Annotated in this window: 10 protein-coding genes; 1 reads left to right on the top strand and 9 read right to left on the bottom strand. The window is 40.7% G+C overall.

Annotation, left to right across the window (positions count from 1 at the left end):
• Positions 1 to 20: 20 nt before the first annotated feature.
• The gene (locus tag MKY15_RS20250; RefSeq protein WP_342538412.1) at positions 21 to 2,063 is read right to left on the bottom strand and encodes a sigma 54-interacting transcriptional regulator; all 2,043 of its coding nucleotides are present in this window, start codon (positions 2,061 to 2,063) and stop codon (positions 21 to 23) included.
• 127 nt (positions 2,064 to 2,190) lie between these two features.
• On the opposite strand from MKY15_RS20250, the gene MKY15_RS20255 reads away from it, so the two are divergent.
• Positions 2,191 to 2,427 (top strand): DUF2627 domain-containing protein, encoded by a 237-nt coding sequence (locus MKY15_RS20255; RefSeq protein ID WP_067209866.1) that lies wholly within the window; start codon positions 2,191 to 2,193, stop codon positions 2,425 to 2,427.
• Positions 2,428 to 2,516: 89 nt separating this feature from the next.
• Here the strand turns inward: MKY15_RS20255 and MKY15_RS20260 are convergent, their stop codons facing one another.
• From MKY15_RS20260 to dxs, 8 genes are all read right to left on the bottom strand, one after another.
• Complete coding sequence (locus MKY15_RS20260) at positions 2,517 to 3,224, bottom strand: glycerophosphodiester phosphodiesterase family protein (RefSeq protein WP_187044993.1); 708 nt, start codon at positions 3,222 to 3,224, stop codon at positions 2,517 to 2,519.
• The gene (locus MKY15_RS20265; protein WP_187044994.1) at positions 3,217 to 4,779 is read right to left on the bottom strand and encodes a FapA family protein; all 1,563 of its coding nucleotides are present in this window, start codon (positions 4,777 to 4,779) and stop codon (positions 3,217 to 3,219) included. Before MKY15_RS20265 ends, MKY15_RS20260 begins: the two co-directional genes overlap by 8 nt.
• A 1,280-nt stretch (positions 4,780 to 6,059) precedes the next feature.
• Positions 6,060 to 6,851, bottom strand: coding sequence for a sporulation transcription factor Spo0A (gene spo0A, locus MKY15_RS20270; RefSeq protein ID WP_067209873.1), 792 nt, complete (start codon positions 6,849 to 6,851; stop codon positions 6,060 to 6,062).
• Between the two features lie 253 nt (positions 6,852 to 7,104).
• A complete protein-coding gene (locus tag MKY15_RS20275; RefSeq protein ID WP_067209875.1) occupies positions 7,105 to 8,073 on the bottom strand; it encodes a SpoIVB peptidase S55 domain-containing protein in 969 nt (322 codons plus the stop codon).
• A gap of 163 nt (positions 8,074 to 8,236) precedes the next feature.
• Entirely contained in the window at positions 8,237 to 9,934 is a 1,698-nt protein-coding gene (recN, locus tag MKY15_RS20280) for a DNA repair protein RecN (protein ID WP_342538413.1), read from the bottom strand.
• A 15-nt stretch (positions 9,935 to 9,949) separates the two neighbouring features.
• Positions 9,950 to 10,399 (bottom strand): transcriptional regulator ArgR, encoded by a 450-nt coding sequence (argR, locus tag MKY15_RS20285; RefSeq protein ID WP_067209880.1) that lies wholly within the window; start codon positions 10,397 to 10,399, stop codon positions 9,950 to 9,952.
• A gap of 91 nt (positions 10,400 to 10,490) precedes the next feature.
• Positions 10,491 to 11,312 (bottom strand): TlyA family RNA methyltransferase, encoded by an 822-nt coding sequence (locus tag MKY15_RS20290; RefSeq protein WP_067209882.1) that lies wholly within the window; start codon positions 11,310 to 11,312, stop codon positions 10,491 to 10,493.
• Positions 11,309 to 13,210 carry a 1-deoxy-D-xylulose-5-phosphate synthase gene (gene dxs, locus MKY15_RS20295; RefSeq protein ID WP_067213960.1) on the bottom strand — a complete coding sequence of 634 codons (1,902 nt, stop codon included), beginning with the start codon at positions 13,208 to 13,210 and terminating at the stop codon, positions 11,309 to 11,311. The genes MKY15_RS20290 and dxs overlap by 4 nt, the downstream gene beginning before the upstream one ends.
• Positions 13,211 to 13,280: the final 70 nt, after the last annotated feature.

The raw sequence follows: 13,280 nt of genomic DNA on the forward strand, positions 1-13,280 counted from the left end.
CTCCTTTGACTACATGACGATTAAATGAGGCTGAATTTCTCAAGTTTATAATAAAGTGAGCGCAGTGAAATACCAAGCCTATTGGCAGTTAATGATTTGTTACCAGTATTTTCACGGAGAGCCGTTTCAAGTATGGTTTTTTCGTATTCATCCATAATCGAAGTAAGTGTGCTTTTTTCAGGAAGAATCTGTTCCTCTTCCTTGTTTTCCCTAGATGATAGGGATTTAACCACATCTATCAATTCGATAACGGCATCTCCCGACTCCATGTAAATCATGGCGCGGCTAAGTACATTTTCAAGTTCACGTACATTTCCTGGCCAGTCATATTGCTTAAGACGCTCTTGCGCTTCATCGGTAATTTTCTCAATATTCATCCCGAATTCCTGATTTAACCTTACTAGTAGGTGCCCAATAATGGATGGAATATCTTTTTTCCGAGATCGTAGCGGCGCAATTTGGATTGAGAGTCGGTTTAACACATAATAAAGTTCTTCAATAAACGCTCCTTCGTGCATTGCCTTTTCTAAGTTTTTCGTAGACGCTGCAATGACACGAACGGACAAATGAACGGGATAGGTCCCCCCATTTTTGAAGATTGTTCCGCTTTTTAAATAGTTAAGCAGCCTCGCCTGAACCACAAGCGGCAAGTCAGCCACTTCGTCAAGGAATAACGTTCCCTGTGCAGACTCTTGAAAAAGGCCTTGAGTGCTACCATTCCCACTTTGAGAAACCTCAGATTCTTGTCCAAATAGCTCCGCTTCCAATTTAGATGAATGCATTGCCGAACAATTCACACGGATAAACTTATTAAACCGTCGTTCGGAGCCACTGTGAATGGCATGCGCAAACAATTCTTTCCCAGTTCCCGCTTCTCCTCGAAGAAGGACTGGAATCTCAGATTTGGCAGCTAACTTGGCCTGCTCGATTGAAATTTCAATATCAGACGAACCGCCGAAGATATCATCGAATGTATAGGTTGATTCAAGTTTCCTAATAATTGTCCGTGCCTGGTCAAGTTCTTTCATCAAGTTGCGCATTTCAGTGATGTCATGAATGACACCAACACTACCCTTCACTTGGTGATCGACAATGATTGGTGCAACATTGACAATTACTTCCCTGTTATTTTCACCTATACGCATATTGACGCCACGAACCGGCTTTCTCGACTTAAGTACTCTCATATGAATACTTTCACCTTCGTTGATGTCCGCATTCGCGGGCTTACCTATTATTTCATCTTCAGTAAGGCCCGTAATCCGTGTATAGGCTGGATTGACAAGGATACCATTCCCCTTATCATCAACGACTGAGATGGCATCGTCACTCGAATGTATGATTGCTTCCAGCATTGTCTTCACTTTTTTCAAATCTGTGATTTCCTCCGCTAGCGCAACTACTTCCGTAATATCTTTAAACACCGCGAATGCACCGACTTTTTTCCCGGCAGAATCAAAGAGTGGATAACGAGAAGTAACTATTTTCAAGCCATTTCCAAGAATCTGTTCCTCATTCAATTCCGCCACGCCTGAATCGAATACCCTTGGAAGCTCTGTCGTCGGAATTACATCCGTAATCATCCGACCAAAAGCCTCTTCAATTGGGAAACCAATCATCTTAGAGGCACTTTTATTGAAGAAATCAACAGTTCCTTCTTCGTCGATTCCAACCATGCCCTCTTCAATTGAATCAAAGATCATTCGCTGCTTATGCATTTCTATATGAATGCGCTTAATGTATGTATCGTTCTCCTCAAGCAGCCTTACAAGGAGATTTGCGACGGAACCAGGTATAAGTACGGTATGGGCAGGCCTCGCTTTTAATAGCTCAGCGAATACAGACTTGTCACCGGTCACATCGAAAATAATATGCAAATCGTCGGTCAGGTAACTTGTCCAATCCATCCCATATGCGATGCCCTGTTTTTTTGCACGTATTATTCCCGGTGCATGTTCATCAGTATCAATGATTGCGTTTACATTCATGAATTCTAAATTTTGGAGAAGGTCCAGTATTATCGATCCGCCTGTCCCCGCCCCGACAATGAGAACGTTTTGCAAGGATGTTCATTCTCCTTTTTTGAACCATGCAATCTTTTGCAATTACAATTTCATCATACATGAAAGCGCTGTTCTTGACAATCAAATTAGAGTAGGTAAAATTAGATTCGGTAAGGAGTTGTCGTATATGGCACGTCTAGCAGCATTTATGGTCTTGCTAATCCCCGGACTTTTTGCGGCCGGCGGTATAAAATTAATGCGAGATTCGATATTTGGCGTATTATTTAACCCATTTCCGTTCATTTGGCTTCAATTCGTTGTAGGCTTATTATTGTTCGCGGGAGGTCTATGGTTTTTTGCGGGCTTTTTATTACGTCGCGATCGACGAAAAGGACGCGTGCAAGAACGGTTTAAACAAAAGTAACAGTGTATATCGTAACTGAGAGCAATCGTCTACAATCTATTTGAGCGAATTGCAAAAGGACCAAGACTGAACAGTCTTGGTCCTTTTGCTTATTTATTGAATCGATTTGGATAATCCGTTATCCAGCCATCTATATAAGGAGGCGGATTAAGAGTGATTGGTTCTGTTCCAGTCATTCCATAAACCCGAATCTTTTTCCCGGTTTGAAGGAGATTGGTCAAAAAGGGCTCTTTCAACAACCGTTTGTGAAAATGGAATCCATCTGCACATGAATACTGTTTAAGATTAGTCCAATCTACGCTTTTCTTTCCAATAAGAAAGGCTGTTTCCATTCGTTCGCTTTCCTCTTTGACCACTTCAAGTAAGCGATAATCAAATGAGGAAATATGAACATTGCCCATAACAGAAACAATATCAACAATCATTTTGATCAATTCAGGGCGATCCGAAACCGTTTCTTTCAATTCAACATTAAGTGCTAAATCATGCATTTCGCAAAATGACACCGCTTCTATCAATGTCGGAATGCTATGACCACAGAATAAACGTCTATATCTTCTTCCCACTCGAATTCTCATGAGCTCTGTACTTGTCATGGATGAAATCATTTTCCGAATGCCAGCAAGCCTAGATAATCCTGGATCGTGGATGACAAACGGCACTCCATCTTCTGTCAATTGGACATCTAGCTCGATGCCGCCAGCACCTTGATCGACAGCCTTCTCAAATGCTTTCATTGTATTTTCAAAGCAGATGCCAGAAGCGCCTCGATGTGCAAAAACTGTAGGATTAGACATTTAGGACGCCATCTACGATTTCAAAAATGCCTTTTGCACCTACATGAAGCGTAGACGATTTCAATCCAATTTGAATGATTGTACCTGGATAAGCTTCTCTTGTCACTTCAATTTGAGCGGGAACTGCTTGCTTAATTTTACGCAACCCAAGTTGAATTTCTTTATCTAGTTCAACTATGGCATCTCTATTCGATTCAATCGTTTCCAACATTTTTTCAAAGGCTTCTGCCTGTGGCCCCTTCAGAAGACTTCCACTATTCCTAAATGGGAGAGCGTGTTGCTCAAGCTTTTCGATGATTCCTTGGCGTTCTTTCAAACTTTTAGCCATTTCTTGAATTTCCATATACATTACTTCCTTGTCAATCCCTTTTGCACTAAGGATTGTCTTCCGTTCATGACTGTTACCCGCAAATGCACATTCAATTTTATAAAGTGCCTCAATTTTCCCACCAATAATTTTACCTTTGTTTTTATCAATAAATACAGATTCTGCGATAACTTCTGCGCCGAGTAAATATAAACCGACATGTACTTCTTTTCCATACAGTTTACAATTGTTCGCGTGTTTAACAAAAATATTACCTCGCGCTTCGACAATCGTCAATCCACCGCCGAAAATCCCACCTTTTATGTAGATGTCTCCCTCAGATGACTGTATCTCCTTCGCATTTATGATACCTTCATTACCTTCTACAGAAATATCTCCAGTCGCATTTACTGAAAATCCTGCAATGACTGTTCCTAATACAACAACTGATCCGTCAAATTTAATCGAGCCAGTTTCAGGTCCTACATCACCGCTGACAATTAACTGCTTCCCTACACTAATGATACCGTCAATGCTTTCCAAAGCCCCACCGTGTGACGCCCTCAGAACTACTTTGTCCGCTTCTTGTTCATCAGTCACTGATTTCCTGTCAAAGTAAAGTTTCACATCATCCCCTCGCCGTGCAGGAAGATCGTTACCTAAAACATCCTTACCATCAATGCCCTCTTGTGCCGATGTTTTCTCGCCAAGCCAATCACCTTGCTTGATAGGCGTAACGAAATTCATTTCAAAATAATCAGCAGAACCGTCTTCACGGATCATCGGCCTTCTTTCAGGTATTTCTATATATGATACGACTGCATCTTTACCTTTTTGTGGCTTTCTCCCTACAGCTGCGATAATCGATTCACCCGGTTTAAACGGCTCATCTTGCAAAGTTGTTCTGCCGTAAATCACTCCGGCATCATCAAGCACTTTATCAGCCTGATTTAGGATTGATTGTCTATTTTCTTCAAATTCCTTGGTTGACACGTTTATGTAAAGTTGAGCAATCATTTTATCAGCAGCAATAGCTATTTCTATAGTTGGAATCCAATTGCCTATTATATGTTCTGCCTCTAGTTCAGTAAGCGCTTTCCTTAATATCGGGAATGAACTGATTTTTAATCGTGGATGTTCACGCGTAATTGAATCGAATGATTTAAGTGGAAAACCATTCTTCTTAGTGCGCAAGATCACTTTTTCCTCTTGTACTAAAAGATCGAAAAACTCATTTTGAACTAACACTGCCGCTTCATCCTTTCCCTCTTATCGATTATATAACATCCTCAACCTATTTGTCAGATTAATTAATCTCTAGTTTAAAAAAGCCTACCACACGAAAATAGATTCGGAGAGTAGGCGTAGCTATTACCATAACTAGGTGTTTTTCAATCAGCTAGCCATATGCTCAAGTTGGAATTGATAGGCTTTTCATGCTCTCACTGACAACGATATATTAATTTATGAATGCAGGTGCATCGTCATTTTCAACCTTAGTTTATCACTCGATTAAGCAAATAGGAACCTACCTATGGGATAATTTCTCATGAGTTGTTGTATCTTCTCTTATGGCTCTTCTCTGTTTATAATTTAGTACCAAAGTAAATAGGTTGTTTTTTCACTATTTTTTCAGTCCATATAAAAACAGTGATTCAATTCTTATTTTTAAACATTTAGTTAGCCCAAATGTACTTATATTATGAGTTTCATTTTTTCTATCACTTTCGTTAAAGTAGAAATTGAGGTCAATGTGTCAATTTCTACTTTTTCTAAGGAATGGTTTGCCCCTAGAATTAGCTCAATGTAAAAAGTAGTTTTCTTTTTTTATTTGTTCAACTTGCTCTAAGTTATTTTTATTTATTCAACTTGCTCTAAGTTATAATGAGGGTCTTTGTCACAAATAACTAGCAAGCCTTGGTGATTACTTCTTAATATATCTTTATATAACATTTTTGTAATCTACGACATCACTATATCCGATTATTCTATTAAGCTGCCTTATAATTGAACTGTTATATCCTCAATATTTATATGTCCCTATACAAAGGACCTGTTACTTTGTCCAAGTTCCAGTACGTCAGAATACGTTGTTTTTTGCCAATCTCTTACACTTGGAACACAAACCTCTTTGCGACTGCTTCCACTAATTCGCGAAATATCATCTCGGTTACGAAGTTTTCGCCTTTTACTGGATCGTTTACCTTTTCCTCCTTTTAAGAATCCTGGAGCCAGGTGACTCGATGTCATGGCAGTTCAGGATACCTATCAACCACAAGTATCTAAAATCGATTAGAGTCGTCAGAACAGCGTCGTAATGCCTGTAAACATAAAAATCGACCTGTCCGCATTTACGCCGATAGGTCAATTTTCGATTCCGCAGAAATATGTGCTACACTACGGGCACGTACGGTTCGGTAATTTGTTGCAAAGATTACGTAAATTTCATAGGAATGATGACCGGTTTAATAATAATAAAAGTGCCAATTCACTGTTTCAAATAACATAAAACGCTTTCATAGCAACGATTAGCTCGCCATATGCTCAAGACGAATTTTATCTGCGATCATCGCGATGAATTCAGAATTCGTGGGCTTGCTTTTCAAATGGTGCACAGTGTAGCCAAACATTTTGGAAATGACATCGTAATTTCCACGGTTCCATGCGACTTCGATTGCGTGGCGAATTGCACGCTCTACACGGGATGCTGTCGTATTGTATTTTTTTGCGATCTCCGGATAAAGTACTTTCGTCACTGAACCAAGCAAATCGACGTCCGTATAAACCATTTGAATCGCTTCACGAATGAACGCATAGCCTTTAATATGAGCGGGTACACCAATCTCTTTAATAATTGCTGTAATTGTAGTATCTAGCACTTTTTGGCTTACTGTTCCTGGCGCATACTCTCCGCTAGCTTGAGCTATGGGAACTATCGGTTTTCTTGTTCCTGCTACTTGGAATATCTGGTTTGCAAGTCGGTCGAATTCAAACGGTTTAAGCATGAAATAGGAAGCCCCTAGACTCGCCGCTTGTGTCATTACATCTTCCTGCCCAAATGCCGTCAACATAATTATATGCACATCGGCAGTTTGTGCATTTCCACTCAACGTTTCCAAAACCGCAATTCCATCAAGATGTGGCATGATGATATCAAGTAATAAGACATCTGGCTTTTTTTCTTCCAACATCGACAGACATACTTTTCCGTTATGCGCCGTCCAAATGACTTCGATTTCAGGATGTCTTTCAAAATATGTCATCATAGTCCTCACTAATTCCTTGTTATCGTCAGCAATCGCGACTTTCAGTTTATCCATTCCCATTTCCCCCTTGTACGTTTATGACGACTTCTTTCCCTAAACATTAGCAACATTCTCTTAACTACACAAGGGAAATTTCGACGAATAGTGGAGTAACCCTCTTTTATTTAGCAAAAATGAAACTTCTGACATATGGTTTCCCTAAACTTCGACTAATTCTATTCTTTTCTCAACATTTGTCGAATCGTTCTCGCTAAGCTTAACACGACAGGACAAAAGGGCCAACTCATTATACGAGTTGGCCCTTTTATTAATTTTCCCCACTACGCATTTTCTCCAAAAATAGGGCTGCACCTTTTTTAGGATCATCGACAAACATATGCGTTACCGCGCCTGCAAATTGCCCGTTTTGGATAACGGGACTTCCACTCATCCCTTGTAAAATTCCTCCGGTTGCTTTGAGCAATTCGGGATCTGTTAAAACGAAATGGAACTGGTCTTGTTCTACTTCTATAATTCGAATTGAAAAGGATTCAACTTTTGTCCCTTTAATCGTTGTGTAAATTTCAGCAGCGCCTTCTTTTACTTCTGCTGGCTGCATAATCGTTAAAGGTTCGGTTAACACTTCCTTATAGTCGCTGTTCCACGACCCGAAGATGCCATAAAGACCGTTTATTCGAATCGTCCCTAAAAAATCATCATCATCGACAATCGTTGAAATTTTATAACCTGGAATTCCGGGCACGCTTTTTTTAATTTGATCGATTTCTGAAAGATAAATCGCTCCTGTTTTAAACGAAGGTGGTGATTTCAGTGCACTGTCGATGATCTGATGACCGAGCGCTCCGTATGTCCCTTTGTCCGGATCGACATACGTCAAGGTACCTGTCCCTTCTGTTCGATCTTTCAGGAATGGAAGGAGACGTTTCATCGCTTCGCCATCTGCTAGGATTTGACTGCTTTCCTCGTTTCTGATGACGTGCAATACGATTTCTTTTTTGTCTCGCATTGAGGATGATACTTTTTCGTACTCATGAAGGGTACTGACTGCTACATCGTCTAATTGTCCGATTAGATCACCTGCCTTCAACCAGTTATCTTTACTGATCATGACATCATTTGTGATGTAGACTCCCGACAAATCCATTTTAATACCAATCGATTGTCCCATCGGTATCAGCGTTCCATCTTTAGCAAATGCTGCATTTGTAGTGAATGGCATGACAAGTAAAAGCACAGAAAACGAAACGGCCAACTTAAACTGTCTACTCCATCCCATATTTCACCTCCCTTAATAAGATACTGTTGGTATGTCCGTTCAGGGGAATGTTATGAAAGGGTAAATAAAGCAAAAGTGGAACGTACATTAATTTCATTGCATTTTGTAACCGATGAGTAAAAAAATAAAAAAACGTGCATAATGTAGTATGCACGTTAAGTGATTATCTAAACGATTTCTTACGTTCCGTGGCCAATTTCAACAACTCTTCCGCATGCTTTAATGTTAATGGCGTAGTTTCAGCTCCAGACAACATCCTGGACAATTCTTCTGTCCTGTCTGATTCGATGACATCATGAATTTCCGTCATCGTCCTATCACTTATTACATTTTTTTTAATGAGGTAATGGTGATCCGCCATTGCGGCGACTTGCGGTAAATGAGAAATACAAAGCACCTGAGAATCTGTTGCAATTATTGCTATTTTTTCCGCAATTGCTTGTGCAACTCTTCCGCTTACACCCGTATCCACTTCGTCAAAAATAAGTGAAGTAACTCCTTGATGTTTAGAGAATATTGTCTTTATCGCTAACATTATACGGGAAATTTCACCGCCCGACGCTACTTTTACAAGTGGTTTCAACGGTTCCCCAACGTTTGTCGAGATCAAGAAGTTCACATCGTCATATCCATTTGAATCGAAAGTACCTGCTGCTTTTCGAGTAATTTCCACTTTAAAAGAAGCTTTTCCCATATGAAGTTGCTCCAGTTGTTCCATAATTGCATTTTCTAATTGGATAGACGAATTTTGGCGGATAATTGATAACTCTTCTGCTTCGATTTCAAGATCTTGGAGAAGTTGCGCAAGTTTTTCCTGCTCGGCAAAAAGACGTTCATCCCTACTTACTAAGTTTTCAAGTTCCTCTGTGATTTTATCACGATACAAAAGAATGTCTTCAATCGTTTTGCCATACTTCCTTTTCAAGGAGATGTGGAGTGCTAGGCGCTCTTCAACTACTTCGAGTCTTGCAGGATCAAATTCCATATCATCAAGTATACTTTTGAGCTCGTGTGCAGTATCTTGTAAGGCATAGAAACTTGTTGCAATCGTTTCAGCATGCAGTTTCAAGCTTTTATCGACCGACGCTGCATCCTCCATATCACTCATCGCAGAACCGACCCAGTCAAGCGCATGTGTATCTCCACTGATTGACACATATGCGGTATTCAATCGCTCAAATAAGCGATTGAAGTTTTGAAGCTTTTGTTTTTCTGCTTCGAGTTGGTCCTCTTCACCAATAACGAGTCCAGCTGCATTAATCTCTTTTAGCTGGAATGAATACAAATCGATACGTTGTGCAACTTGTTGCTCATTATCGTCTGCCTTCTCAAGCTTCCGTTTCAGTTTTCGATAGCTTTCATACAGCTCGAAATAGTTTTCATAGGCATGCTCTAGTTTTTCACCCGCAAAATGATCGAGTAAATGAATATGACTTCTTTCATGCATTAATTCCTGATTTTCGTGTTGACCATGTATGTCAATCAACTGTGAACCAATTTCTCTCAAAATTGCGATCGTCACAAGCTTTCCATTGACACGGCAAACCGTTTTCCCATTTGAATTCAAATCGCGCCGCAATATAACGACGCCATCCTGTGCATCAATACCAAATTCAGCTAATTGTGCAATAATAGGATGCGATTCTTCTTCAATAGTGAAAAGCCCTTCCAGTTCGGCTTTTGTTGCTCCATGACGGATAAATTCCTGTGATCCTCTTCCACCCGCAAGTAGTTGGACAGCATCGATAATAATAGATTTTCCCGCGCCTGTTTCTCCAGTTAATACGGTTAGGCCTTCATCAAATGTTATTTCAAGGTTTTCAATGATTGCAAAGTTTTTTATGGAGATTTCACGTAACAATTGCTTTCACCTCTTTCAGAGCATCGCCAACAGTTTTTCTTTCACTACTCCTGTCAGTGATTCATCACGACAAATAATCAAACTCGTATCATCGCCACAAATCGTTCCAAGAATTTCATCCCATCCGAGATGATCCATTAAAGAACCGACAGCTTGTGCATTGCCAGGAAGCGTTTTCAAAACAATAAAATGACCTGCTGCATCAATACTGACAAATGCATCAGTTAGCATTCGGTGAAGTTTTTGTTCTGTATTGTACTTATGTACGGGTGGCAAACTGTATTTATAGCTACCATCAGACAAAGGGACCTTAATAAGATGCATTTCTTTTATATCACGTGAAACGGTCGCTTGTGTCACGTCCACTCCCGCTGCTTTTAGGCTATCTACGAGCTGATCTTGTGTTTCTATTTCAAAATTCGAGATAATATCACGAATACGAATTTGCCTATGCCCTTTATTCATACTAATCACTCCCATACCTTAATAATATCTTACTTCATACTGTACCACCCATTATTTCATCCAACAAGAATAGCACGCAAATTAATGCGTGCTATTGCAGTTCCTTGTACGCTTCTTCGACAAGATTGTCGAATGAAACATCGTCAAATGATGTCAAAGCATGATCTTCCGAAGTCAGGTGGAATAGAAACTCAATATTCCCTTCCCCGCCAGTGACAGGAGAATATGAAATTCCGCGAAGACTGAAACCTTCTTGTATAGATGCATCAGCGATTTTTCTTAAAACTTCAAGATGAATGGATTTTTCCCGGACAACACCTTTTTTCCCTACTTTTCCTTTTCCAGCCTCAAATTGAGGCTTTACAAGGACCATGACGTCGCCACCGTCTGCAAGAATGCGTTTTAAAGCAGGTAGGATAAGCGTCAATGAGATGAAGGATACGTCTATTGTTGCAAATTGAGGTATGCCCTCGGTGAAAAGTTCTGGTGTAGCGTGTCTAAAGTTTGTTCTTTCCATTACAGTTACGCGCGGATCCTGACGTATTTTCCATGCCAGCTGATTGTACCCAACATCAAGCGCGTAGCAATGTGACGCGCCATTTTGAAGGGCACAATCTGTGAAACCGCCCGTTGACGACCCGATATCCAACACAATTTTGCCGTTAACGTCAGCATCAAACTGCTCAAGCGCTTTTTCGAGCTTCAGGCCACCCCGACTGACATACTTCAGTTTCGAACCTTTGACTACAAGAGGTGCATCCGCAAAAATTTTTTCGCCTGGTTTATCGAGCCTTGTTTCAGCGGTAAAGATGATGCCCGCCATAATGGAGCGCTTTGCTTGTTCCCTTGTTTCAAAGAGACCACGCGCGACCAGAAGGACATCTACCCGCTCTTTCGGTATACGATTTGTCATACTTGTTCCCTTTCCACTGCTTGCATTTTAATAAATGATTCCATATTCTCAACTAGATGACCTGCAGTCATACCGATTTCTGCAAGTAGTTCGTCAACATTCCCATGTTCAATGAACTGATCTGGAATGCCCATCCGTCTAATTGGGGCAACGTTCTGAAGTGTGTCATGTGCATATTCAAGTACAGCACTGCCGAAACCGCCAGCGAGAACCGCCTCTTCAACTGTTATAATCGGCATTCCTGTTGCAAAAATTGTATCTAACATTGCCGTATCAAGTGGCTTGATGAATCTTGCATTTATGACTTTTACATGAATCCCTTTAGCAAATAATATGTTGGCGGCTTCCAATGCCATCGGAATTGTTGTTCCAAATGTCAAGATGACGCCATCATGGCCTTCACGTAGTACTTCCCATGAGCCAATCGGGATTGGACGTAATGTTTCATCCATAGTTACACCGAGTCCATTTCCTCTTGGATAACGCATTACTATAGGTCCTTCATCATAATCTATAGCCGTTTTCACCATATGCTGACCTTCGTTTTCATCTTTCGGCATCATAATAACCAGATTCGGCATATGCCTTAAGAATGCAATATCGAAGACGCCCTGATGCGTTTCACCGTCTGCGCCAACCAGCCCAGCACGGTCAATACCGATAAAGACGTTTAGGTTTTGTCTAGAGATATCATGAAGCATCTGATCGTAAGCTCGTTGCATAAATGTCGAATAAATTGCTAAGAACGGTTTCATCCCTTGCGTCGCAAGACCTGCTGCCATCGTCGTTGCATGCTGTTCAGCAATACCGACATCAAAGAATCGATCCGGGAATTCCGCTGCAAATGATTCTAATTTCGAACCGACAGGCATTGCCGGCGTTATTGCGACGATACGTCTATCAACTCGAGCAAGTTTTTGAACCGTACCTGCAACAAGTCCACTCCATGAAGGTGCCACTGAAGAAGATTTGACGAAATCACCTGTCTCGATTTTATAAGGTCCTGTGCCATGCCATGTACCGATTTTATCGTCTTCGGCCGGGCTATATCCCTTGCCTTTTTTCGTAATAACATGAAGCAAAACAGGTCCATCCATTTTCTTGGCGTATTGAATATTGCGTTCAAGATCATTGAAATCATGCCCGTCGATTGGTCCAAGATATGTGAAGCCAAGTTCTTCGAAAAAGACACCCGAAACGAGAAGATATTTCAAACTATCTTTCACACGCTCCGCAGCAGCAGCAAGTTTACCGCCAACCGCCGGAATTTTTTTCAATATATATTCAAGTTCATCTTTTGCACTATTATATTTACCGGCAGTTCTTAACTTTCCAAGGACTGCATGAAGCGCACCGACATTTGGAGCAATTGACATCTCATTGTCATTCAAAATGACAATCATGTTGGTTTTTGCATGACCGATATGATTAAGTGCTTCAAGTGCCATACCACCTGTTAGCGCACCGTCTCCGATGACCGGTATTACATAGTTCGAATCTCCCTTGACATCTCGTGCAGCCGCCATTCCCATAGCCGCCGAAAGAGAGGTAGAACTGTGACCTGTTTCCCAGACGTCATGATCGCTTTCAATCATTTTGGGGAATCCGCATAAGCCTTTGAATTGCCTAAGCGTATCGAAATCACCAGCACGACCTGTTAAAATTTTATGGACATATGCCTGGTGGCCGACATCCCAAATGATTTTATCATCAGGACTATCAAAATGACGATGCAAAGCAATTGTCAATTCAACTACTCCAAGATTAGGCCCTATATGACCACCAGTAACTGATAACTTTCCAATAAGAAATTTCCGAATTTCTTCTGCTAATTCCACCATCTGATCCCTATTGAGTTTTTTAATAAAAGATGGATTAGTAATTTCTGTGAGTTCCATCATTATCACACACCTTCACATATTAATTGCCACGGATAATTCTGAACTGCATACATTATATCAATAAGGA

This window comes from Sporosarcina sp. FSL K6-1540 (genome assembly GCF_038620285.1).
Classification (GTDB): domain Bacteria; phylum Bacillota; class Bacilli; order Bacillales_A; family Planococcaceae; genus Sporosarcina; species Sporosarcina psychrophila.